The sequence below is a fragment of the Microbacterium sp. NRRL B-14842 genome (genome assembly GCF_050470785.1).
This window is the reverse complement of record NZ_JBFLUM010000001.1, coordinates 3,363,101-3,385,766: the sequence shown is the minus strand read 5'-3', so window position 1 is coordinate 3,385,766 and position 22,666 is coordinate 3,363,101. Positions and strand designations below refer to the sequence as shown.

General features: G+C 71.4%; 17 protein-coding genes. 10 read left to right on the top strand and 7 right to left on the bottom strand.

What is annotated here, in order from left to right; translation table 11 throughout:
* Window positions 1-4 precede the first annotated feature (4 nt).
* The 3 genes from AB1285_RS16480 to AB1285_RS16470 all read left to right on the top strand — a co-directional run bounded on the left by AB1285_RS16480 (window position 5) and on the right by AB1285_RS16470 (window position 3,256).
* Window positions 5-1,186: a benzoate/H(+) symporter BenE family transporter gene (locus AB1285_RS16480; protein ID WP_370428976.1), complete on the top strand. Its 1,182-nt coding sequence runs from the start codon at window positions 5-7 to the stop codon at window positions 1,184-1,186.
* Between the two features lie 106 nt (window positions 1,187-1,292).
* Window positions 1,293-2,177: an ABC transporter ATP-binding protein gene (locus AB1285_RS16475; RefSeq protein WP_187664243.1), complete on the top strand. Its 885-nt coding sequence runs from the start codon at window positions 1,293-1,295 to the stop codon at window positions 2,175-2,177.
* Entirely contained in the window at window positions 2,174-3,256 is a 1,083-nt protein-coding gene (locus AB1285_RS16470; protein WP_370428975.1) for an ABC transporter permease, read from the top strand. Before AB1285_RS16475 ends, AB1285_RS16470 begins: the two co-directional genes overlap by 4 nt.
* An 84-nt stretch (window positions 3,257-3,340) precedes the next feature.
* Here the strand turns inward: AB1285_RS16470 and AB1285_RS16465 are convergent, their stop codons facing one another.
* Window positions 3,341-6,859 (bottom strand): bifunctional proline dehydrogenase/L-glutamate gamma-semialdehyde dehydrogenase, encoded by a 3,519-nt coding sequence (locus AB1285_RS16465; RefSeq protein WP_370428974.1) that lies wholly within the window; start codon window positions 6,857-6,859, stop codon window positions 3,341-3,343.
* A 139-nt stretch (window positions 6,860-6,998) separates the two neighbouring features.
* On the opposite strand from AB1285_RS16465, the gene AB1285_RS16460 reads away from it, so the two are divergent.
* Window positions 6,999-7,907, top strand: a complete 909-nt coding sequence (locus tag AB1285_RS16460; protein WP_259953824.1) for a LysR family transcriptional regulator — start codon at window positions 6,999-7,001, stop codon at window positions 7,905-7,907.
* A gap of 99 nt (window positions 7,908-8,006) precedes the next feature.
* A complete protein-coding gene (locus AB1285_RS16455; RefSeq protein ID WP_187662611.1) occupies window positions 8,007-8,594 on the top strand; it encodes a nitroreductase family protein in 588 nt (195 codons plus the stop codon).
* Window positions 8,595-8,662: 68 nt separating this feature from the next.
* Here AB1285_RS16455 and AB1285_RS16450 read toward each other — a convergent pair whose 3' ends face one another.
* Both AB1285_RS16450 and coaBC read right to left on the bottom strand, forming a co-directional pair.
* Complete coding sequence (locus tag AB1285_RS16450) at window positions 8,663-10,873, bottom strand: ATP-dependent Clp protease ATP-binding subunit (RefSeq protein WP_187662612.1); 2,211 nt, start codon at window positions 10,871-10,873, stop codon at window positions 8,663-8,665.
* 85 nt (window positions 10,874-10,958) lie between these two features.
* On the bottom strand, window positions 10,959-12,158 hold the full coding sequence (coaBC, locus tag AB1285_RS16445) for a bifunctional phosphopantothenoylcysteine decarboxylase/phosphopantothenate--cysteine ligase CoaBC (RefSeq protein WP_187662613.1): 1,200 nt from the start codon (window positions 12,156-12,158) through the stop codon (window positions 10,959-10,961).
* A 93-nt stretch (window positions 12,159-12,251) separates the two neighbouring features.
* Between coaBC and AB1285_RS16440 the strand changes: the two genes are divergently transcribed.
* Window positions 12,252-12,950: an NRDE family protein gene (locus tag AB1285_RS16440; protein WP_429977492.1), complete on the top strand. Its 699-nt coding sequence runs from the start codon at window positions 12,252-12,254 to the stop codon at window positions 12,948-12,950.
* A 723-nt stretch (window positions 12,951-13,673) separates the two neighbouring features.
* On the opposite strand, the gene AB1285_RS16435 is transcribed toward AB1285_RS16440, so the two are convergent.
* Window positions 13,674-14,639, bottom strand: coding sequence for a GlxA family transcriptional regulator (locus AB1285_RS16435; protein WP_315636526.1), 966 nt, complete (start codon window positions 14,637-14,639; stop codon window positions 13,674-13,676).
* An 86-nt stretch (window positions 14,640-14,725) separates the two neighbouring features.
* On the opposite strand from AB1285_RS16435, the gene AB1285_RS16430 reads away from it, so the two are divergent.
* Together AB1285_RS16430 and AB1285_RS16425 are read left to right on the top strand one after the other, a co-directional pair.
* Window positions 14,726-14,887, top strand: coding sequence for a hypothetical protein (locus tag AB1285_RS16430; protein ID WP_259953815.1), 162 nt, complete (start codon window positions 14,726-14,728; stop codon window positions 14,885-14,887).
* Between the two features lie 37 nt (window positions 14,888-14,924).
* Window positions 14,925-15,521 (top strand): hypothetical protein, encoded by a 597-nt coding sequence (locus AB1285_RS16425; protein WP_370429163.1) that lies wholly within the window; start codon window positions 14,925-14,927, stop codon window positions 15,519-15,521.
* Window positions 15,522-15,525: 4 nt separating this feature from the next.
* Here AB1285_RS16425 and AB1285_RS16420 read toward each other — a convergent pair whose 3' ends face one another.
* Both AB1285_RS16420 and AB1285_RS16415 read right to left on the bottom strand, forming a co-directional pair.
* Complete coding sequence (locus AB1285_RS16420; RefSeq protein WP_370429165.1) at window positions 15,526-16,752, bottom strand: glycosyltransferase; 1,227 nt, start codon at window positions 16,750-16,752, stop codon at window positions 15,526-15,528.
* A gap of 5 nt (window positions 16,753-16,757) precedes the next feature.
* A complete protein-coding gene (locus tag AB1285_RS16415) occupies window positions 16,758-17,987 on the bottom strand; it encodes a glycosyltransferase (RefSeq protein ID WP_370429164.1) in 1,230 nt (409 codons plus the stop codon).
* Window positions 17,988-18,108: 121 nt separating this feature from the next.
* On the opposite strand from AB1285_RS16415, the gene AB1285_RS16410 reads away from it, so the two are divergent.
* Window positions 18,109-18,696, top strand: coding sequence for a hypothetical protein (locus AB1285_RS16410; RefSeq protein WP_370429162.1), 588 nt, complete (start codon window positions 18,109-18,111; stop codon window positions 18,694-18,696).
* 12 nt (window positions 18,697-18,708) lie between these two features.
* Window positions 18,709-19,476 (top strand): hypothetical protein, encoded by a 768-nt coding sequence (locus AB1285_RS16405; RefSeq protein WP_187662620.1) that lies wholly within the window; start codon window positions 18,709-18,711, stop codon window positions 19,474-19,476.
* A 75-nt stretch (window positions 19,477-19,551) separates the two neighbouring features.
* Here the strand turns inward: AB1285_RS16405 and AB1285_RS16400 are convergent, their stop codons facing one another.
* On the bottom strand, window positions 19,552-22,566 hold the full coding sequence (locus tag AB1285_RS16400) for an alpha-mannosidase (RefSeq protein ID WP_370429161.1): 3,015 nt from the start codon (window positions 22,564-22,566) through the stop codon (window positions 19,552-19,554).
* Between the last annotated feature and the right edge of the window lie 100 nt (window positions 22,567-22,666).

Sequence of the window (22,666 nt, the reverse complement as noted above, 5' to 3'; positions counted from 1 at the left end):
AGCCATGCCCGCCGCCGTCCCCGTAACCCGTCCGATCGTCGCCGGGATCGTCACGGCGCTGGTCGGGTTCACGAGCTCCTTCGCGGTGGTGCTCACGGGGCTCGACGCCGTGGGCGCGTCGGCGGCGCAGGCGGCCAGCGGACTCCTCGCCGTGAGCCTCGCGATGGGGCTCGCCTGCATCGTGCTGGCCTGGCGCTACCGGATGCCGATCACGGCCGCGTGGTCCACCCCCGGTGCTGCCCTGCTCGTGGCGACCGGCAGCGTCGAGGGCGGCTGGCCCGCCGCCGTCGGAGCCTTCCTCGTGACGGCGTCCCTCATCCTCCTCACGGCGCTCTGGCCCGCACTCGGTGCTCTGATTGCCCGGATCCCGCCGTCGATCGCCCAGGCCATGCTGGCAGGGGTGCTGCTGCCGCTCTGCCTCGCGCCGATCACCGGGATCGTCGCGAACCCGTGGGGTGTGCTCCCGGTCGTGCTGACCTGGCTGGTCTTCGCCCGTCTGGCTCACCGGTGGGCTGTGCCGCTCGCATTCGTCGCCGCGGCTGCGGTGGTCGCCGTCACGCTGGTCACTGCGGGCACACCGGTCGACCCGGCTGTCCTCCTGCCGCGGTTCGAGCTGACGATGCCGGCCTTCACGGTCGGGGCCCTGGTCGGCATCGCGCTGCCGCTGTTCATCGTGACCATGGCGTCGCAGAACGTGCCGGGTATCGCGATCATGCGCAGCTTCGGCTACGAGGTCCCGTGGCGTCCGGCGATGCTCGTGACCGGTCTCGGCACGGCGCTCGGCGCTCCGGCGGGCGGTCATGCGATCAACCTCGCCGCCATCAGCGCGGCCCTCGCCGCGTCCCCCGACGCCGACCCCGACCCCAGCCGGCGCTGGCTCGCCGGTGTCTCGACCGGAGCGTCCTACCTCGTGCTGGGCGCGTTCTCCGCCGCCTTCGCCACGCTCGTCGTGCTCGCCCCGACGGCGGTGATCCCGGCGGTCGCGGGGCTGGCGCTGTTCGGCGCCTTCGGCGCGGCCGTCCAGCAGGCGATCGACGACCCCGGTGAGCGGCTCCCCGCGGTCGTCACGTTTCTCGTCGCCGCCTCCGGCATCGCGGTGCTCGGGGTGAGTGCGGCGTTCTGGGCGTTGGTCGCCGGCCTGCTCGTGCGCACGGTGCTGCACGCCGGCCGTCCGCCCCGCGGCTGATCCGTCGCAGTCCCCCCTGCGGGGGATGCCCCGCCCCGCCCGCGCTCAATAGCGTGAAGATCATGCGGATCACCTTCGGACGGAGCACCACGACATGACAACCGGACTGCTGGAACTCTCCGGCATCACCAAGAGCTACGGCAGCCGCCGGGTGCTGGACGACGTGTCGTTCACGGTCGCGCCGGGCCGCCTCACCGGCTTCGTCGGCGGCAACGGCGCCGGCAAGACCACGACCATGCGCATCATCCTCGGCCTGCTGTCGTCGGACGGCGGACGGGTCGACCTCGACGGGGCGCCCCTCACCACCAGCGACCGCCGCCGCTTCGGCTACATGCCCGAGGAGCGCGGCCTGTATCCGAAGATGAAGGTCCTGGAGCAGATCGTCTACCTCGCGCGCCTGCACGGATTCAGCAAGCCGGAGGCGACGGAGCGGGCGACCGCGCTGCTCACGGAGCTCGGGCTCGGCGAGCGCCTCGACGACACGATCGAGTCGCTGTCGCTCGGCAACCAGCAGCGCGCGCAGATCGCCGCGTCGCTCGTGCACGACCCCGAGGTGCTGATCCTCGACGAGCCCTTCTCCGGCCTGGACCCCCTCGCGGTTGACGTCGTCGCCGGGGTCCTGCAGGCCAGCGCGGCCCGCGGCGCCTCGATCCTCTTCTCCTCGCACCAGCTCGACGTGGTCGAGCGTCTCTGCGACGATCTCGTCATCCTCGCCGGAGGCACCATCCGGGCGGCCGGATCCCGGGACGGCCTCCGCGCCGAGCACGCCCGCGATCGGTACGAGCTGGTCTCCGCGGGGGACGCCGGGTGGCTGCGCACCGAGCCCGGGGTCACGGTCGTCGACTTCGAGGGCGGCTACGCGCTCTTCGACGCGGACGGCCCCGACACCGCGCAGCGTGTGCTGCAGTCGGCGGTCGCGCGCGGCGACGTCGCGAGCTTCGCACCCAAGCACCCCTCCCTCGCCCAGATCTTCAAGGAGGTCATCCAGTGAACGCCTCGACCCCCGCACGGAACGGGATCTGGCTGGTCGCCGAGCGGGAGATCGGCTCCAAGCTCCGCAGCAAGGCGTTCCTGATCTCGACCGGCATCCTGCTGCTCATCGCCCTCGCCGGCGTGCTGTTCGGCGGCTTCGCGAGCCAGAACAACGACGCCATGCCGGTGGCCGTGACCTCGAAGACCGCGGGCGCCGTGTCCGCCCTGCCCGACGTCGAGGTGACCGAGGTCGCCTCCCGCGCCGAGGCCGAGGAGCTGGTCCGCGAGGGCGACGTCGATGCGGCGGTGCTCGCGGGCGACAACGCCGCGGGCTACACGATCGTCGCCCTGGAGGATGCCCCCGGGTCGCTCGTGTCCGGGCTGTCGCTCTCGCCCGAGGTCGTCATCCTCGAGCCGGTGACCACCAACCCGCTGCTGCGCTACTTCATCGCGATCGCGTTCGGGCTCGTCTTCATGATGGCCGCGGCCACGTTCGGCGGCACTATCGCCCAGAGCGTGGTCGAGGAGAAGCAGACCAGGGTGGTCGAGGTGCTGCTGTCGGCGATCCCCGCGCGCACCCTGCTCGCCGGCAAGGTCATCGGCAACACGGTGCTCGCGATGGGGCAGATCCTCGCCCTCGCGGCCGTCGCCACCATCGGCCTCATTGTGACGGGTCAACGCGAGGTTCTGACCACCCTCGGCGCCCCCATCATCTGGTTCGCGGTGTTCTTCCTCTTCGGGTTCATCCTGCTCGCGGCGATGTTCGCGGCGGCCGCCTCCATGGTCTCCCGTCAGGAGGACATCGGCTCGACGACGACCCCCATCACGATGCTCATCATGGCGCCGTACGTGCTGGTGATCGTGTTCAACGACAACCCGTTGGTGCTGACGATCATGTCGTACGTGCCGTTCTCGGCTCCGGTCGGAATGCCGATGCGTCTCTTCGTCGGTGAGGCGCAGTGGTGGGAGCCGCTGCTGAGCCTCGCGATCCTCCTGGCGAGCTGCGTCGCGGCGATCGTCGTCGGCGCGAAGATCTACGAGAACTCCCTGCTCCGGATGGGCTCGCGGGTGAAGCTCTCCGAGGCTCTGCGCGGCTGATCCCGAGACCCCGCTTTCGCGCCGAGACCCCCTGCTGCACGCGCGTGCAGCAGGGGGTCTCGACGTGTAGCCGGGGTCTCGGCGTCAGAGGATGCCCTCCGAGAGCGTGGTGGGGTTGCCGAAGCGGTGGTTGGTGATCGACACGGCCTGCTCGTGCAGGAACGGGAGCATCTCCACCCGGCCCGCTCCGGTCACGGCGTGCGACCAGACCGCGACGTCGGGGCTGCCGTCGAGGGCCGTGTGCAGCGCGCCGGCGTCGCCGCCCACGAGCCGCACCCGCTGCCACGACCGGGCCCCCTTTGCGTAGCGCTTGGTCCACGCGGCATCGGACTCGGTCTTCACGGTCACGCCCTGGGTCTTGAGCGCCTTCTCCACGCGGGACGGCAGCGACGCGGCCGACACGGTGAACGGGCTGCCGCTGCGCAGGGCAGCGGCGAGCACCCGGACCCCCTCGGCGAGCGGCGCGTCCTCGGCGATGCGGACGTCGACGGCCACGGGACGGTACCGGAACACGTTGCGCTCGACGCCGAGTCCGGACTTGTCGCTCACGGCGCCGAACTCGTCGGTCCACGCGCGCTCGTCGGCGGCCGCGGCACGGCGCAGCCACTCGATGCCCAGCGGGTCGAGCTCGGGTGCGGCGGCCTCCAGCAGCCCGGTCACCGCGGGGGTCACCGCCGCCCCCGGAGCCGCGGCGGGCAGCTCGCCCGCACGCCACTCGCCCAGACCGAAGAGGTAGTTCGGACCGCCGGCCTTGGCCCCGGCGCCCACGGCCGAGCGCTTCCAGCCGCCGAAGGGCTGGCGCTGCACGATGGCGCCGGTGATGCCTCGGTTCACGTACAGGTTGCCCGCTTCGACGCGGTCCAGCCAGGTCGCGACCTCGGCGGAGTCCAGCGAGTGCAGCCCCGCGGTGAGGCCGTAGTCGACCGCGTTCTGCAGCCGGATGGCCTCGTCGAGGTCCTTCGCGTGCATGATGCCGAGCACGGGTCCGAAGAACTCGGTGAGGTGGAAGTACGAGCCCTCGCGCACGCCGGTCTTCACCCCCGGTGTCCACTGCTTCCCCTCGTCATCGAGCTTCCGGGGCTCGACCAGCCAGCGCTCGCCCTTGTCGAGAGTGGTGAGCGCGGTGAGGAGCTTGCCGTTCGCGGGCTCGATGATCGGCCCCATCTGCGTGGCGGGGTCGTCGGGAAGCCCGACGCGCATCGAGGTGACCGCGTCCACGAGCTGCCGCTCGAAGCGCTTCGAGTCCGCCACCGACCCGACGAGGATCGCCAGGGACGCGGCCGAGCACTTCTGACCGGCGTGGCCGAACGCGCTGCGGGCGACGTCGGCGGCGGCGAGGTCGAGGTCGGCCGACGGCGTCACGATGATCGCGTTCTTGCCGCTGGTCTCGGCGAGCAGCGGCAGGTCGGCCCGGAAGGAGCGGAACAGCTGTGCGGTCTCGTAGGCCCCGGTGAGGATGACCCGGTCGACCTGGGGGCTCGCCACCAGGCGGGTGCCCAGGTCGCGGGAGGCGAGGTCGACGAGGGCGAGCAGATCGCGCGGGACGCCCGCGGCCCACAGCGCCTCGACCATCACGGCGCCGCACCGCTGGGTGAGCTTGGCGGGCTTGATGATCACGCCGGATCCGGAGGCGAGGCCGGCCAGCACACCGCCGGCGGGGATCGCCACGGGGAAGTTCCACGGCGGCGTGACCACGGTCACCTTCGACGGCACGAACTCGGCGCCGGGGATGGCCTTGAGATCCTTCGCGCGCTCGGCGTAGTAGTGCGCGAAGTCGATCGCCTCGCTGACCTCGGGGTCGGCCTCGGCGATGGTCTTGCCTGCTTCGTGCGCCATGATCTCCAGCAGCTCGCCGCGGCGGGCGGCGAGCTCGTCGCCCGCGCGGTGCAGGACGGCGGCGCGCTCGGCGGCGGGAAGCGCTGCCCATTTCTCTGCGGCGGACGTGGCGGCCGCGAACACGGCGTCCAGCTCGGCGTCGGTCTCGATGCGGGCCGCGGCGATCGCGTCCCGGCCGAGCGTCGAGGAGACCGAGCGCTGCAGGATCTCCCGGCCCCACGCGCGGTTCGCGGCGAGCGCGGGATCGGTGTCGGGCTCGTTCGCGAAGCCGTCCGTCGTGGCGGCGGGGCGCGGAGCCGTGCGGTCCTGCGTGCGGTTCGGGCCCGGCACCGACGGGTCGGCGACGAGCGCGGCGAGCGAGCGCTCGAAGCGCTCCCGCTCGCGGGTGAGCAGGGTCGGGTTCGAGGCCAGCTCGAACACGGCCGACATGAAGTTCTCGGGGCTCGCGTTCTCCTCGAGGCGCCGCACGAGGTAGGCGATGGCGACGTCGAACTCCGCCGGGTTCACGACCGGCGTGTAGAGCAGGAGACGGCCGACGTCCTTGCGGACGGCCTCGGCCTGCCCGGTCGCCATGCCGAGCAGCATCTCGTACTCCACGAGGGCGCCCTTCTGCCCCTGGGTCCCTGAGGCCGCGCTCCCCTGGGTCCCTGAGCCTGTCGAAGGGCCGGTCACACCACGGGCCTTCGCCAGCAACCACGTGTACGCGATGTCGAAGAGGTTGTGACCGGCGACGCCGATACGCACGGCGTCGAGCCGCTCGGGGGTCATCGCCCAGTCGAGCACGCGCTTATAGTTCGTGTCGGAGTCCTGCTTGGCGCCGTAGGTCGCGAGCGGCCAGCCGTGCACCTTCGCGTCGACCTCCTCCATCGCGAGGTTCGCGCCCTTGACGACGCGCACCTTGATCGGCGCTCCGCCCTTGGCGCGGCGCGCGGCCGCCCACTCCTGGAGCCGCTGCATGGCGCCGAGCGCGTCGGGGAGATACGCCTGCAGCACGATGCCCGCCTCGAGGTCCTCCAGGCCCGGCTGGTCGAGGATGCTCGTGAAGGCCGCGATCGTCAGGTCGAGGTCGCGGTACTCCTCCATGTCGAGGTTGATGAACTTCTGCGTCCCGGTGCGGGCCCCCTTCGCCTCGGCCTTCGCCGCGAGCCGGTACAGCGGGGTGAGCTTCTCCACGACATCGGCGACGGCCTCGTCGAACGACCACATGGAGAGCTGACTGACGACGCTCGAGACCTTGATCGAGACGTAGTCGACGTCCGGGCGGGCGAGGAAGTCGTACGTGCCCTGCAGTCGGCGGCCCGCCTCGCGCTCGCCGAGCACGGCCTCGCCGAGGAGGTTGAGGTTCAGACGGTTGCCGGTCTTGCGGAGCTTGGCGATGGCCGGGCCGAGCTTGGACGGCGTCGCGTCGAGCACGAGGTGGCCGACCATGGCCCGCAGCACGCGCCGCGAGATCGGGACGACGACGTTCGGGAGCTTCGGCGCCCAGAACCCGCCGGCCTTGATGGCGGCCCGGAGGTAGCCGGGCAGCAGCGTGGGCGTGATGTCCGACAGCTCGGCGAGCTTGCGGCCGGCGACCCGCAGGTCCTCCGGACGCATGACGCCGTCGACGAAGCCGACGGTGAAGTCCAGTCCGTTCGGGTCCTTGAGCACCTCGGAGAGGCGCTGGGCGGCCGGCTCGACCGGGTGGGTCTCGCTCTCGGCGAGCCAGCGCTGCACGAGCGCGGCGACCTCTTCGGTGCGGGGGGTGGTGTCGTCGATGACGGTCATGGGGCGGGGGTACCTTCCTCGGCCTCGCACACCCGGGTGTCGTGTGCGGCTGGATCATTGTCCAGCCGCTCGGTAGGCTCCGTCTATCAACCGATTCGAGTGGATTCTGTTCACTCATCCCGAACGATTGGGAGCCGTCGTGCTGGACGCCCACCGCCTGCGTCTGCTCGTGGAACTGTCGCGCCGCGGCACGCTCTCCGCGGTGGCCGACGCGCTGTCCTACAGCAAGGCCTCCGTGTCCCAGCAGCTCGCCGCGTTGGAGCGCGATGTCGGAGTGCCACTGCTGCGTCGGGTCGGTCGCGGGGTGCAGTTCACGCCGCAGGGGAACGTGCTGGTCGCCGAGGCCATCGGCATCCTCGATCAGCTCGAGCACGCCCAGGTCGCCGTCGCCGAGTCGCTCACCGAGGTGACCGGCACCGTGCGCCTCGCGGTGTTCCAGTCCACCGCGCACTCCTTGCTGCCCCGCGCCCTCGCGGCCCTCGGCGAGCGCCACCCCGCCCTGCGCGTCGAGGTGACCGAGCGCGACCCGGAATCCGGCCTCGTGGGCGTCTCCAGCCGCGACTACGACCTCATCCTCGCCGAGCAGTATCCGGGGCGCACACGCCCCATCCACGCCGACCTCGACCGTGTCGTGCTCGCCCACGACGCCATCGCCCTCGCCCGGCGCCCCGGAGCTGCGGGAGCTGCCGACCCCGTCGCCGCCCTGTGGGCCACCCGCGCGGAGCCGTGGGTGCTCGAGCCTGCCGGCACGGCGTCCCGCGCGTGGGCCGAGCAGCTCTGTCGCACCGCCGGGTTCGAGCCGGACGTGCGTTTCGAGCTCGCCGACCTCACCGCGCACGTCCGGCTCATCCACGCCGGGCTCGCGGTGGGGCTCCTCCCCGAGCTCGTGTGGGCGGGCGACACCCCGACGGTCGACCTCGCCCCGCTCCCGCAGGAACCGCGCCGGGAGATCTTCTCCTCCGCGCGGCGGGTGTCCGCGGACGCCCCCTCGATCCGCGCCGTCCGCGCCGCGCTCGCCGACGCCGCCTCCCGCAACCTCCTGGATTGACGCGAACCGACCTCCGGGAATATGCATGCACATGCATCGGTTCATCCCCCGTGTACGCGGACGACGGTGTCCGATCCCCTCCGTCCGAAAGGCACTTCCGTGAGCACTCCCGTCATCGACCGCACCGCCCCGACCGAGCACCCCGTCCTCGACGTCCTCGCCGGCCGCTGGAGCCCCCGCGCGTACGACGCGCAGCATCCGATCGACGAGGCCAAGCTCGCCACCGCGCTCGAGGCCGCCCGCTGGAGCCCCTCCGCCAACAACATCCAGCCGTGGCGCTTCATCGTCGCCCGCCGCGGCACCGCCCTGCACGCCCAGATCGTCGACGCGCTCATGGGCTTCAACCAGGCCTGGGCCGGCAACGCGGCCGTGCTCGTCGTCGCGATCGCCGAGACCGCGACCGCCGACGGCACGCCGATCAGCCACGCGTTCTACGACCTCGGCCAGGCCGTGGCGCACTTCTCCGTGCAGGCCCACCACGACGGCCTCGTCGTGCACCAGATGAGCGGCTTCGACCCCGAGGTCGTCCGCGAGTTCGCCGACCTGGAGGCGCGCTTCACCCCCGCCACCGTCATCGCCGTCGGCGAGTTCGGCGACATCGAGGCCCTGCCGGAGGTGCTGCAGGAGCGCGAGGTCGCCCCGCGCGTGCGTCGTCCGATCGCGGAGACGGTCGTCCTCAGCGCCTGAGCATCGACACACGAAAGGCCCGGTATGCGTCGCGCATACCGGGCCTTCTCGCTATGTGCCGGTCGGGATCAGTCGTCGAGCAGCTCCGCCTCGATCACGTCGTCGTCCTCGACCTCCGGCTCGGGGGTCGTCGCCGTGAGCACGAGGCCCGTACCGTCGGCCGCCACGTCCACGCGGACGGTGTCGCCGTCGTGCACGCCACCCGAGAGGAGGGCGGTCGCGAGCTTGTTCTGCACCTCGGTCTGGATGAGGCGACGCAGCGGGCGGGCGCCGAACACCGGGTCGTAACCGCGCTCGGCCAGCCACGACCGCGCCCCAGGAGTGACCGCCAGCGTGAGGCGACGGTCGCGCAGCCGGTCGTGAAGCTGGTCGACCGACAGCTCCACGATCTGCGCGAGGTCGTCCTCGGTGAGCGCCTGGAACATCACGATGTCATCGAGACGGTTCAGGAACTCGGGCCGGAACGCCTGGCGCACGAGCGCCATCACCTGCTCCCGCTTCTCCTCCACGGAGAGCACGGGGTCGATGAGGATCGGCGAGCCCAGGTTGGAGGTCAGGATGAGGATCACGTTCGAGAAGTCGACCGTGCGCCCCTGCCCGTCGGTCAGCCGCCCGTCGTCGAGCACCTGCAGCAGCACGTCGAACACCTCGGGGTGCGCCTTCTCGACCTCGTCGAGCAGGATCACGCTGTAGGGACGACGCCGCACGGCCTCGGTGAGCTGACCGCCCTGCTCGTAGCCGACATACCCGGGAGGGGCGCCGACGAGCCGGGAGACCGAGTGCTTCTCGCCGTATTCCGACATGTCGATGCGCACCATGGCGTGCTCGTCGTCGAAGAGGAACTGCGCGAGCGCCTTGGCCAGCTCGGTCTTGCCGACACCGGTCGGTCCGAGGAAGAGGAACGAGCCCGTGGGACGACCGGGATCGCTGATGCCCGCGCGCGAGCGGCGCACGGCGTCGGACACCGCCTTGACGGCATCCTTCTGGCCGATGAGGCGCTTGCCGAGCTCGTTCTCCAGGTGCAGCAGCTTCTCGCTCTCCCCCTGCAGCAGCCGCCCGACCGGGATGCCCGTCCAGGCCGCGATTACGGCCGCGATGTCCTCCTCGGTGACCTGCTCGTTCACCATGCGCGGCTCGCTCGAGGCGGTGGCCTCGGCCTGCTCCGCCTCCGCGATGTCGCGCTCCAGGCGCTTGATCGTCTCGTACTCGAGCTTCGACGCCTTCGTGTAGTCGGCGTTGCGCATGGCGAGGTCGCGCTGGGTGATCGCGTCGTCGAGCTGCTTCTTCAGCTCACCGACGCGGTTGAGACCCTGCCGTTCCCGCGCCCACCGGGCTTCGAGTCCGGCGAGCTCCTTCTCGAGTTCGACGAGGTTCTCGCGCAGGGTGCCGAGACGCTCCTTGGACGCGGCGTCCTTCTCCCGCTTGAGCGCGAGCTCCTCCAGCTTCAGCCGGTCGACCTGGCGCTTGAGCTGGTCGATCTCGACCGGAGAGGAGTCGATCTCCATCTTCAGGCGCGACATCGACTCGTCGATCAGGTCGATGGCCTTGTCCGGAAGCTGCCGCGCGGGCAGGTAGCGGTTGGACAGCGACGCCGCGGCCACGAGGGCGCTGTCGGAGATGGTCACCCCGTGGTGCGCCTCGTAGCGGCCCTTGAGCCCGCGGAGGATCGCGATCGTGTCCTCGACGGTCGGTTCGCCGACGTACACCTGCTGGAAGCGGCGCTCGAGGGCGGCGTCCTTCTCGATGAACTCGCGGTACTCGTTGAGCGTGGTGGCGCCGATGAGCCGCAGCTCGCCGCGGGCCAGCATCGGCTTGAGCATGTTCGACGCCGCGACCGAGCCCTCGCCGCCGCCCGCACCCATGAGCACGTGCAGCTCGTCGATGAACGTGATGACCTGGCCGTCCGACTCGGTGATCTCCTTGAGGACCTGCTTCAGGCGCTCCTCGAACTGGCCGCGGTACATGGCGCCCGCGACGAGGGCGGAGATGTCGAGCGAGACGAGCTCCTTGTCCTTGAGGGACTCCGCGACGTCGCCCGCGACGATGCGCTGCGCGAGCCCTTCGACCACCGCCGTCTTGCCGACGCCGGGCTCGCCGATCAGCACCGGGTTGTTCTTGGTGCGACGAGTGAGCACCTGGCTGACACGCCGGATCTCACTGTCCCGTCCGATGACGGGGTCGAGCTTGCCCTCGCGGGCGCGGTCGGTCAGGTTGATGCCGAACTGCTCGAGGGCGGACTGCTGTTCCTGGTTCGGGGATCCGGTCTGCGGGGTGGTCATGCGCTCCTCCTGGAGATGCTCCTTCTGAAAGTTGAGTTTGGTTGACTCAAGTTTAGCATTCGGCGGTGCGCGACTCCACCGCCCCTCACCTCTCGCGGGCGACCTCGTCCCAGACGGCCGCCGCCACCTCGCGCTTGCTCCCCGCCGCGGTCCGCGCCACGACCCCGCCGGGCCCGAGTATGTGCACGGCGTTCTCGCCGCGCTCGAACCCCTGCTCCCAGCCGACCTCGTTCACCACCAGCAGGTCGACCCCCTTGCGCTCCTGCTTGCCGCGGGCGCGGGCGAGCATCTCCGCCTCATCCTCGGGCGTCTCCGCCGCGAACGCGACGATGAGCTGTCCCGCGCCTCGCTTCTCGACGAGCGCGGCGACGATGTCCTCGTTCTCGACGAGCTCGATGGTGCCGACCCCGCCGCGGTCCTTGGTGAGCTTGCGCGCGGAGACCTCGACCGGTCGATAGTCGGCCACGGCCGCCGCCATCAGCACGACGTCGGCCGCCGCGGATTCCTCCTTCATCGCCGCGGACAGCTCCGCGGCCGTGCCGACCCGGACGATCCGGACGTGCGGGTGGCGGGCCTCCGCGAGCACGTCCCCGGAGACGTTCGCCGCGACGAGCGCCACCTCCGCGCCGCGCGCCGCCGCCTCCGCCGCGAGCGCGACCCCCTGGCGCCCGCTGCTCCGGTTGCCGAGGAAGCGCACCGGATCGATGGGCTCCCGCGTCCCGCCTGCCGAGACGACGACCCGCACGCCTGCCAGGTCGCCCGGTGTCAGCAGCGCCTGGGCCGCCGCCAGGATCTCCTCCGGCTCGACCATGCGACCGGGTCCGCTGTCACCGCCGGCCAGCTCGCCGTCGGCCGGTCCGACCACGTGCACGCCGCGTTCCCGGAGCGTCGCCATGTTCGCCTGCGTGGCCGCGTTCCGCCACATCTCCGCGTGCATCGCGGGCGCGACGAGCACGGGCGCCTCGGTCGCGAGCAGCGTCGTGCCGAGGAGGTCGTCGGCCAGCCCCGCGGCCATCTTCGCGAGCGAGTTCGCCGTCGCCGGGGCGATCACGATGAGGTCCGCTCCCTGGCCCAGGGCGACGTGCCGCACACGGGCGACGTCCTCATGCACGCTCGTCGTCACCGGGTGCCGACTCAGGGCCTCCCAGGTCGGCAGGCCCACGAAGCGCAGCGCGTCCTCGGTGGGCACCACGGTCACATCATGACCGGCCTTCGTGAGCAGGCGCACGAGGTGCACCGTCTTGTACGCGGCGATGCCGCCCGTGACTCCGACGACGATGTTCACGCCTCGATTCTGCCCCAGGGTCCGGACGCTAGGGTCATCGCGCACGGATTCGTCGCGGGTCCCGCCCGCCTCGACCGACCTAGACTCGGAAGCGTGTGCACGGTGGTGATCGATGTCGAGGTCGCGGGATCCGCGCGGCTGCTGGCCGTCCGCGACGAGGACCCGGCTCGGGAGTGGGACGCCCTGGGCGAGTGGTGGCCCGAGGAGTATCCGGGGGTGATCGGCATCCGTGACCGGCGGGCCGGTGGGGCCTGGCTCGCCGTGAACCCCGTGGAACGACGCCTCGCCGTGCTCCTCAACCGTGCCGATGTGCAGGACCTCTCCGCGACCGCGGCGGTCTCCCGCGGCACCCTTCCGCTCGCCGCGGTCACCGGTCGCTCCCCGCAGGGTGCGCCGCCGATGCACGGCTTCAACCTGCTCGAAGTGGGGCCGGACGGCGCCCGGGTGCTCTCCTGGGACGGTGCCGAGCTGCGGGAGACACCCATCGAGCCCGGGACGCACATGATCGCCCACGACGACCTCGACGACGAGGAGACCCCGCGCATCGCCGCCTGGCTCCCGGAGTTCCGCGCGCTGGGTCCCGCCGCGGCGAGCGCCGACTGGGCGACCGAGTGGACCGCGCTCCTCGGAGCTTCGGCCGCCCTGCCCCCGGAAGACGACCGCGCCATCATTCGCGACAACCGCCCGCACGGCTACCCGACGCAGTCCCTCCTCTACGCGGTCGCCACGGTCACGCCCACCGGGGTCGACGTCCGCGACGTCACCCTCCCCTCCCCCGCCCACTGGCACTGACCCCTCCTCGCTTCCCGATCCCGTCCCACCCCGCCCCGCGATCCCGCGCGGGATCAAAAACGCACCTCCCAGCCCCTTCTGCGGAGCCATTCTGATCCCGCCCGCCCGTCACTTCTCGCGCGGGATCAAAAACGCACCCGGTCTGCCATTCCGCGGAGCCATTCTGATCCCGCGTCGATGCAGCTAGCCTGCCGGCCGCACCGACGAGATCCACTGCGGAGTGCACGACGCCCGCCCCGGGCGGCTCGGGCCGGAGTGGGGCGCAACGGAGCGGGACGGAAAGAGCTCCGAATGCCACCCCCGCGCGCGCAGTCTTGATCCCGCTCGACAGACGCGGAAGCGGAACGGAAGCCGCTCCGGACGCGGCTCACTCCAGCGCGTTCTTGATCCCGAACGGCAGCGGAGAACGGACGCGGCTGGTGGCGGGACGGAAACGGCCCCGGGGACGGTCCACGCCCGCGCGTTCTTGATCCCGAACGGCAGCGGAGAACGGACGCGGGACGGACGCGGCTGGTAGCGCTACGGAAAAGGCCCCGGGGACGGTCCCCGCCCCGCGCGTTCTTGATCCCGCAAGGCACCGGGGACGGACGCGGGGACGGACGTGGGGACGGAAAACGCCCCGGACACGGTCCGCTAGCGGGCGCTATCAATCCCGCACGTTGGCGGGGCCGTTGCGGGCCCGCGGGACGGGTCCGGCGCGGGCGCAGCGCGAGGGGACGAGGGTCAGGCAGCGGGGGCGGTGGCGCAGGAGAAGCGGGCGCGGTAGGCGGTGGGGGTCACGCCCAGCACGCGGGCGAAGTTCTGCCGCAGGACGGCCGCGGAACCGAAGCCGCAGTCGGTCGCGATGTGCTCGAGCGGAAGGTCGGTGCGCTCGAGGAGACGCTGGGCCTGGATGATCCGCTGCCGCCCGAGCCACGCGGCGGGGGTCGCCCCGTACTCGGCTTTGAAGCGGCGCGCGAAGGTCCGCGGCGACATGAGCGCCCGCGCCGCGAGCTGGTCGACCGTCAACTCGTCACGGAGGTTCTCCACCGCCCAGTCGGCCACCGCGGCGAGCGAGTCCGTGGGTGCGACCGGGATGGGCCGATCGATGAACTGCGCCTGACCCCCGTCGCGCTGCGGCGGCACGACCATCCGACGCGCGATCCGGTTGGTGATCTCCGCCCCGAGCTCCTGTCGCAGCAGGTGCAGGCAGGCGTCGATGCCCGCGGCAGTGCCCGCGCTGGTGATGATGCGGCCGTCCTGGACGAAGAGCACGTCAGGATCGATGTCGATGTCGGGGTACATGTCCGCCATCGTGTGCGCGTACATCCAGTGCGTCGTGGCGCGCCGCCCGTCCAGCACTCCGGCCGCCGCGAGGATGAACGAGCCGCTGCACACGCTCATCACCCAGGCTCCGCGCGCCACCGCTTCGCGGGCGACCTCGACGAGGAGCGGATCGATGTCGCCCCAAGTCTCCCGGGGCACCGGGCAGAACACGACGAGGTCGGCCTCCGCGGCGAAGGACAGATCATGCTCCACGTTGATGGAGAAGCCGATCTTGGAGCGCACGACCCCGGGCCGTGGGGCGACGATGCGGAAGTCGAAGTTCGGCACCCCGTCGGACGACCGGTCCAGACCGAACGCCTCGCAGGCGACCCCGAACTCGAACGGTGCGAAGCCGTCCTGCACCACGCACGCGACGGTCTTCATCACATCTCCCGGAATGGCAGTTTTCCTACGAACAGTGCCCGATCCGCCACTCGTGGCAGCATAACACCGAGCGTAGCTTTTCTGCCATGCTACTCCTCATCCTCCTCCTCGCCCTCAGCATCTGGGCGATCATCGCCACGTTCGTCGAACTGCGGCGCGACGGCTACCGTCGCACCCCCACGGACTGGAGCCGCGTCACCGGACAGGACGCCCTGTCGCAGGCCGACCCCGGCCACGTCTACCGCTGACCTCCCGGCCGTCCGCGAGGAGGGCTACGCTCGGGGCATGAGCGACCCCCAGCAGCCCGCACACCCCTCGCGCGACGGTGCCGGCGACCCGGCCGCAGTCCCGACCCCTCCTCCGCTTCCGGCCGAGCCGCAGTACCCCGGTGCCCAGGCCCCCGCCCCCGGGGCCCCCTACGCGCCGACGCCGGGTGGCGGGCACGTGTTCCCCACCGCCGCTGCCCCTCAGGCCTTCCCCACCGCCACCCCTCAGCCGTACCCGACCGCGCCGGGATCCGCCCCCGGATCAGCGCAGGGCGTCCCGCCCTACGGTCCGCCGGCGCCGCGCACTCCCGGCGACTCCCTCGGGCGCGCCGCCTTCATCGTCGCGCTGGTGACGCTGGCGATCGACGTGTTCCTCATCCTCGCGCGGCCGTTCGTCTACATGTCGGACCGGACCTACAGCATGATCGGACTGATCGAGGGGGGATCGGGCATCCTCACCTTCATCGGCTACGGGGCGGCGCTCGTGCTCGGCCTCATCGCGGCACGGCGGCCGGGACCGCGGCTGCTCGCGGGGATCGCCATCGGTGTCTCCGGCGCCGGTCTGCTGACGGTCGTGCTCAGCTGGCTCTCGTCGAACTTCTACGGCTTCCTGTGAGCACTCAGGCTCCGGAGAGCACCCGCTCGTAGACCTCGATCATGGCGGCCGTCCGCGAGGACTGGCGGAAGGCGTCCGCGACGGCGGGTACCGGCTGCGGCGCGGTCCCGTCCGCGATGTCCGTGGCCGCCTGCCGCAGCGTCGCGGCGAGGGCGTCGACCCGCTGCACCTCGAGGGCGCGTCCGCGGGCGTGCGGCTCCGCCGTCGGCACAGCCCAGAGCCCGCCCTGCAGCTCAGCGGCGATGTCGGGGTCGCACACGACGGAGGGCGTGCCGAGGGTGGCCGCCTCGAACGGCGTCATCCCCTGGGTCTCGAATCCGATGGACGTCTGCACGAGCGCATCGGCGGCGGCGATCCGCTCCAGGGTCTGCGCATAGGAGAGGCGACCGGCGAACCGCACGCCCGCACGCCCCGCGACGATCCGTTCGGCCGCCGCCCGCTCTCCGCCGCCGCCGATCACCTCGAGGTCGGCGTCGATGTCCGCGTCCACCCAGGCGCGGAGGAACGGGAGCAGGCGCTTCTCCGGACTCATCCGCCCGAGCCAGACGAACCGAGGACGCCCCGGCATCCGCTCGACGGGAGCCGCCGCGAGCGTCTGCGCGCGGACGTCGTCGTCGATGCCGTTCCACACCACGTCGACGGTGCGGGCGACGCCGTTCTGCTCCAGTCGCCGCGCGAAATGCCCGGAAGGCGCCGTCACGGCGGCGGCGTCCGCCGCGAGCCCGCGGAGGTACGACCACCCGTCGCTGCCGCCGACCGGCACACCGATGCCTCGGAGGGCGGTGCGGCGCCAGAGGTTGAGCACAGCGAGCACGGGCCGGTGCAGCGGCGTGACCGCGGCGAGCCCCACGTCGACCCGGTTGTGCATCGTGTGCACGACCGGGATTCCATGGCGGGCGGCGAACCGGTGACCGATGAAGGCGCCCCAGAAGTCGGCCTGCACGTGCACGAGGTCGACCGGAGGCCGATGCGCCATCGCCCGGTCAAGGGCCCGATCGGTCGCCCGACCCGGCCAGGTCATCGCGTACTCCCGGTCCAGGGTGATCGGCAGCGACGGGAGGTCGACGTTCCCGGGGGACGATGCAGCGTCGTCACGCCGTGCGTGCATACGGGGCGCGACGACCGTCACGGTATGGCCGGCGCGCTCCAGGAACGTCCGCTGCAGCCGCATCGACACCTGCGCCCCGCCGAGGGAGTCGAGGTGCTGATCGGCGAAGAAGACGACGTGCATCCGCGTCACTCGGGCAGCGGCTCGTCGCGGTACAGCGCCTCGAAGGTGTCGAGCGTGCGGTTGATGTCGTGGATGGCCACGCCGTCGAGGGACGCCTTCTGCATCCGCTCGTACTCGCCGGGGGAGGCGGTCAAAACAGCGGTGAGCTTCGCGGCGAGCTCGTCGACGTCTCCCGGCGTGAAGAGGTGGCCGTTCTCGCCGTCGTGCACGAGGTGGGGCAGGGCGACGGCGTCGGCGGCGACGATCGGCAGCGCCGATGCCATGGCCTCCATCGTCGCGATGGACTGCAGCTCGGCGATCGACGCGATGACGAAGAGGCTCGCGCGGGACAGCAGCGCCCGCAGCTCCTCGTCGGTGGTCCGGCCGTGGAAGGTCACTCGATCGGACAGGCCGAGCTGTGCCGTCAGGCTCTCGAGCTGCTTGCGCTGGTCTCCGCCGCCGACGATGTCGAACGTCGTGTTCAGCGCCGGGTCGAGCTTCGTCATCGCCTTGAGGATGACCTCGACCTGCTTCTCCGCCGTCAGCCGGCCCACGAACACGAGCCGGTTCTCCTCGCGCGGGGCGATGACCGGGGTGTACTGGGAGCGGTCGATGCCGCAGCTCACCGGGATGACGCCGCGCACCTCGACCGTCTTCTCCAGGAAGTCGGCGGCCCGACGCGTGGGCGTGGTGATCGCCCGCGTCAGGTCGAAGGTGCGCTTCGCGTCGGCCCAGGCGAACTTGAGCACCAGGTCGTCGACGAACTTCGGCATGGTCGTGTGGTCGAGGATGTTCTCGGCCATGACGTGGTTCGTCGCGATGACCGGGATGCCGCGCTGCTTCGCGATGCGGGCGAGTCCACGCCCGATCACGATGTGGGACTGGATGTGCACGACGTCGGGCTGCACGGCGTCGAGCACCTTCCGGGCGTAGTGCTTGGAGCGCCACGGCCACACGAAGCGCAGCCAGTCGTGCGGGGCCCAGCGCACGGAGGGCAGGCGGTGGAGCGTCATCGGCTCCCCCTCGATGACCTCGGTGCGAGGCGCGGTGCGACGGTAGGCCTGGTTGGGGGCGACGACGTGCACCTCGTGCCCGCGCTGCACGAGTCCGGCGGCGAGACGCTCGGCGAAGCGGGCGGCGCCGTTGATGTCGGGGGCGAACGTGTCGCACCCGAGGAGGATCTTCAGCGGGCGGGGCTGTACGGCGGTGGCGTCGCGCGACGCATCGATCGGATCGTCGGAGGAGGTCACAGAGATGCCTAACGGGGTGGCGGCCAAGGAGAAGCCCTGGTCGGGCGGTGGCAACTCTACCCGAGGGCCCTGTCCGCGACGCCGAGCCATACCGGCATCCTTCAGCCTCGGCCGATACCGTGAAGCCATGCGACTGCACGCCGACGCCGACCCCCAGCTGTGGATCCCCGTGACGGACTCGCTCGGGTGGAAGGGGCGCCGGCATCGCAAGGCCGCGATCCGGATGCTGCTCGGTCAGGTGAACGCCGCGGTCGGCGCGACGGAACGGCCCGGCTCGCGGTTCGGAGCCTGGGCGATGAGCCAGGCCGCCCCGATGCTCATGAAGAAAGCCGACGGGCGAGTGCTCGCGTGGACCTGGAAGGCGGAGCCGGACCTCGTCGTGGCGATGGCGACGGTGCAGGCGCTCACGCCCGACATCCGGATCGCCCGCGCGTCGATGCCGATGGAGTACGACGACACGACCTCCTTCCCGACCCGGCTCGGCGTGGGCGAGAAGCTCGTGGTCCCGACGCCGCCCTCTCCCTCGGCCCCGCCCTTCGCGACCTACACCTGGGACACCGGCACGCACCTGGTGACGTTGACGGCCGTCTGCAGCGACCGCGAACGCTTCGGCACGCTCATCGGTGCGCTCGACGACCTCGCCGGCAGCCTCCGCATTGCCGACGACCTCACCGGCGGCGAGTCGCCCGACGTCCTCCGCCTCCCGCCCGCCTGACAGCGGATGCCGATGAACACTGTCGCGCGGTCCCCGCGCATCGTCGACGGCTCACGATCGGTCCACCCGAACGGCCGCTTCCCGTCTGCGGCGCTCGGGCTCGTCGGCATCCTTCCTCTGCTGCCCCTGCTGCTGGCGATCATGGATACCCGTCCAGGCTTCCGCCTCATCCTGATCGCACTCGCTCTCTACGCCGGGATGCTCGCGGTGGCACTCTGGTTCTGGGTGCGGTCCTTGCGCGAACGCCTGATCCGAATCGAGGCAAGCGGCCCGCTGCGATTCACGCCGTCCACGGGCGTCCGCATCTCCTCATGGCTCGTTCCCCTGACGGGTTTGCTTCCCGCAGCGGCGGCCTTCCTCGTTCAGGCCCTGGACCTTCCGACGATGGGCGGTCGGCTTCTCGAATGGGGCCCGTACGTGCTCGCCGTCGTCTCGCTCGTCGGCCTCGGCCGGGAAGTCCTCGCGCAGGGCCAGCCGCTGGGTCTCGTACTCGACGAGAGGGGCCTGCACGGAGTCCGCAGATCTGCCCGGGTCGATGCCTCCTGGGAGGAGATCGGCACCACCACGCCTGTCGGCCCACACGGGCCGAAGCTGGCGATCTCGATCGCCGGACGCGCCCCCGTGATCCTCGATGCGCATCACCTAGGGTCTGACCCGGCAGCCGTGGCCTCCGTCGTCTCCTTCTTCCGCGACGCCCCCGATCAGCGGCCTGCGCTGGTCGACGGCGTCGCGGCGATGCGCACCGTCGAGGACGCGCACCGATCCCGCCCGGCGGGATGAGAAACGCGCCTCCCGAAGGGCGGGGAGGCGCGTTTCTGATCCGGCACGGAGCGCCGGGCGCGAGGAGGCCGGGGCTCAGCGGGCGATGCGGAGGGTGCGGACCTCGAAGGGGCGGAGGTGGAGCCCGCCCCCGAGACGGGGCGTCTCGATCTCGTCCTCGATCAGGCTCACCTCGCGCACCCCGCGGTGGTCGAAGCCGACCGAGAGCTCGCCGACCGCACGACGCCCGAGCGCCTCGTACACCCGCACGATGACGTCGCCGGAGCCGTCGTCGGCGAGCTTCACGGCCGAGACGACGATCCCCTCACCCGACACCTCCACCAGCGGCTCGACCTCGCGCGTGCCGCGGATCACCGTGGGCACGCTGTTGAGGCGGATGCCCTCGACCGTGGCGATCGCGGCGTCGGCGCCGATCACGAAGCCGACCTCGATCTCGTGCAGCCCGTGATCCGTGTCCGGGTCGGGGAAGCGCGGCGCCCGCAGCAGGGAGAGTCGCACGGTCGTGGTGACCCCGTCCTCGCCCACCTCGCGCGTCGTGTCGTACCCGTAGATCGAGTCGTTCACGAGGGCCGCGCCGAAGTCCTGCTCGCGCACCAGCACGAAGCGGTGCATCGACGTCTCGAACTTCGCCGCCTCCCAGCTCGTGTTCGTGTGGGTGACGCGCGCCTGGTAGCCGAACTGCGTCTCGGCTTCGGTGTGCGACGCCTGGATGTCGAGCGGGAAGGCGAGCTTGAGCAGCTTCTCGGTCTCGTGCCAGTCGACCTCGTTGCGGAGGTGCACGGTCCTCGAGCCCGCGGCGAGTGTGATCGTCTGCGTGATCGTCGACTCCGAGAACGGACGCACGACGACGATCTGCGCGACACCGTTCACGAGCGATGCCTCGATCGACGAGACCGCGGTGAGGTCGTCGACGCTGTTGCGGTAGTACCGGTCGATGTCCCACGCGTCCCACATGTTCGGGAAGTCCTGGTGCAGCTGGAACAGGTTGGCGGCCGTGCCTGGCGCGACCGTCTCCCGCCCTGTGGCCTTGTCGACGGCCGAGACGATCACGCCCTCGCCCGAGACGAGCACGGACACGAGCTCGTTCTCCAGGCGCCATCCCGGGTGGACCGCTGAGCCTGCCGAAGCGTCCTCGACGAGCGAGACCGCCCCTTCGACGGGCTCAGGGACCCACGAGGCGCCGAGCGCGCGCCCCCGACCGACCGAGGTCGGCTCGAACCGCAGCTCGCGGTCGCCCTCGCCGGCGAGCGACCGGCGCGCGGCATCGGCGATGTCGCGCGCATCCGACAGCACGTCCGACAGCACGGCGACGGCCTCGCGGTGCACCCACGCGATCGACGTGCCGGGCAGGATGTCGTGGAACTCGTGCAGCAGCACGGCCTGCCAGAGCCGGTCGAGCTCGGCCTGCGGGTACGCGGCGCCGGTGCGCACGGCGTCGGTCGCGGCCCACAGCTCGGCCTCCACCAGCGCGTGCTCTGCCCAGCGGTGCAGAGCCTTCGTGGCGTGCTGGCTCGTGAGCGTGCCGCGGTGCAGTTCGAGGTAGAGCTCGCCGACCCACACGGCGGGGTTCGGCAGCTCGGCCTTGGCGGCGTCGAAGAACACGTCGGGGTGCTCCCACACGACCTGCGCGCTGCCCTCGAGGTCGCGCAGCCGCTCGGCCTTGCCCGTCATCTCGCGCGTCGTGCCGCCGCCGCCATCACCCCAGCCGACAGGGGCGATCGACCGCGAGCTGAGGCGGTTCTCCTTGAACTGACGGGAGGCCTTCGCCACCTCCATGCCGCTGAGCTGCGAGTTGTAGGTGTCCATCGACGGGAAGTGCGTGAACACCTGCGAACCGTCGATGCCCTCCCAGAGGAAGGAGTGGTGCGGGAAGACGTTCTGCTGGTTCCACGAGATCTTCTGCGTGAAGAACCACTCGAACCCGGCACGGCGCATCAGCTGCGGGAGGGCCGGCGAATAGCCGAAGCTGTCCGGCAGCCACACGCCCTTCGAGCGGATGCCGAACTCCCGCTCGAAGAACCGCTGCCCGTGCGAGAACTGCCGCACGAGCGACTCGCCCGTCGGCATGACGGTGTCGGACTCGACCCACATGCCGCCCAGCGGCAGGAAGCGTCCGGCGGCGACGGCGGCCTTGACCCGCTCCCACACCTCTGGGCGGTGCTCCTTGATCCAGGCGTACTGCTGCGCACTGGACATGCCGTACTGGAAGTCGGACTGCTCCTCGATGAGCGTGGTCATGGACGAGGTCGTGCGGGCGACCTTGCGGATCGTCTCGCGCACCGGCCACAGCCAGGCGGAGTCGATATGCGCGTGGCCGACGGCCGAGATCCGGTGCGCACTCGCCTCAGCCGGGGCGGCGAGGACGTCGGCGAGCCGGGCCCGCGCGTCACCGGCGGTCTCCACGATGTGCTGCAGGTCGAGCACGTCGAGCGCGTCGTCCAGCGCCTGCAGGATGCGCATGCGGCGCGGCGACGTGGCGGGGAGCTCCGCCTGCAGCTCGAACAGCACCTCGAGGTCGAGGGACAGATCGAACACCTCGGGCTCGAACACTGCGAGGTCGAGGCGCCGCAGCCGGTACAACGGCTCCTTCGAGGAGGTGAGGATGTCGCCCTCCTGCGTCGGCAGGAAGGGGTGGTAGTCGAGGAGGACGGGGTTGGACGCGCCCTCCAGGTAGAGCTCGACGGCCTCGTCACCCGCGGCGCTCTCGGCGATCGGGACCCACTGGTTGCGCGGGTTGATGCTCTTGATCGGCGTGCCGTCGGGGCGGTAGGCGAGGGCCTCGCACTGGAAGCCCGTCATGTTCACGTCGAAGCCCAGGTCGATGAGCGCCTCCACCCGGCGGCCGGCCCAGTCCGCGGGCACCCGACCGGTGAGCTTGAACCAGGTGGTGCCCCAGGCCGGGCCCCACAGCTCGCCGACCGCGGCCGGGGCGAACGGGAGCGCCAGGCCCTCCGTCGGGGCGATGGGCTCTCCGGGGAGCTGGTGCGCCTCGACCGTGAGGGGAACCGCGGCCGAGTGGATGGCGGGGCGGATGCGCTCTTCGAGGACCCGCTTGACGCGGCCGACGGTGAGCGAGGTGTCGTCATGCATGTGGGGGTTCTCCGGGCTCGACGGTGAGGGAAGGCGTTCGATGCTCGCCGTTACTAAAACGATCTAGCACGGGAGTCTACGGTACCGTCTCCCGTGCTTA

What these genes read in the sequence shown, in the direction of transcription:
- AB1285_RS16480 (WP_370428976.1), top strand. Translation starts at nt 5, where the DNA reads ATGCCCGCCGCCGTCCCCGTAACCCGTCCGATCGTCGCCGGGATCGTC.
- AB1285_RS16465 (WP_370428974.1), bottom strand. Translation starts at nt 6,859, where the DNA reads ATGACCGTCATCGACGACACCACCCCCCGCACCGAAGAGGTCGCCGCG.
- AB1285_RS16450 (WP_187662612.1), bottom strand. Translation starts at nt 10,873, where the DNA reads ATGACCACCCCGCAGACCGGATCCCCGAACCAGGAACAGCAGTCCGCC.
- AB1285_RS16435 (WP_315636526.1), bottom strand. Translation starts at nt 14,639, where the DNA reads ATGAAGACCGTCGCGTGCGTGGTGCAGGACGGCTTCGCACCGTTCGAG.
- AB1285_RS16430 (WP_259953815.1), top strand. Translation starts at nt 14,726, where the DNA reads ATGCTACTCCTCATCCTCCTCCTCGCCCTCAGCATCTGGGCGATCATC.
- AB1285_RS16425 (WP_370429163.1), top strand. Translation starts at nt 14,925, where the DNA reads ATGAGCGACCCCCAGCAGCCCGCACACCCCTCGCGCGACGGTGCCGGC.
- AB1285_RS16420 (WP_370429165.1), bottom strand. Translation starts at nt 16,752, where the DNA reads ATGCACGTCGTCTTCTTCGCCGATCAGCACCTCGACTCCCTCGGCGGG.
- AB1285_RS16410 (WP_370429162.1), top strand. Translation starts at nt 18,109, where the DNA reads ATGCGACTGCACGCCGACGCCGACCCCCAGCTGTGGATCCCCGTGACG.
- AB1285_RS16405 (WP_187662620.1), top strand. Translation starts at nt 18,709, where the DNA reads ATGAACACTGTCGCGCGGTCCCCGCGCATCGTCGACGGCTCACGATCG.
- AB1285_RS16400 (WP_370429161.1), bottom strand. Translation starts at nt 22,566, where the DNA reads ATGCATGACGACACCTCGCTCACCGTCGGCCGCGTCAAGCGGGTCCTC.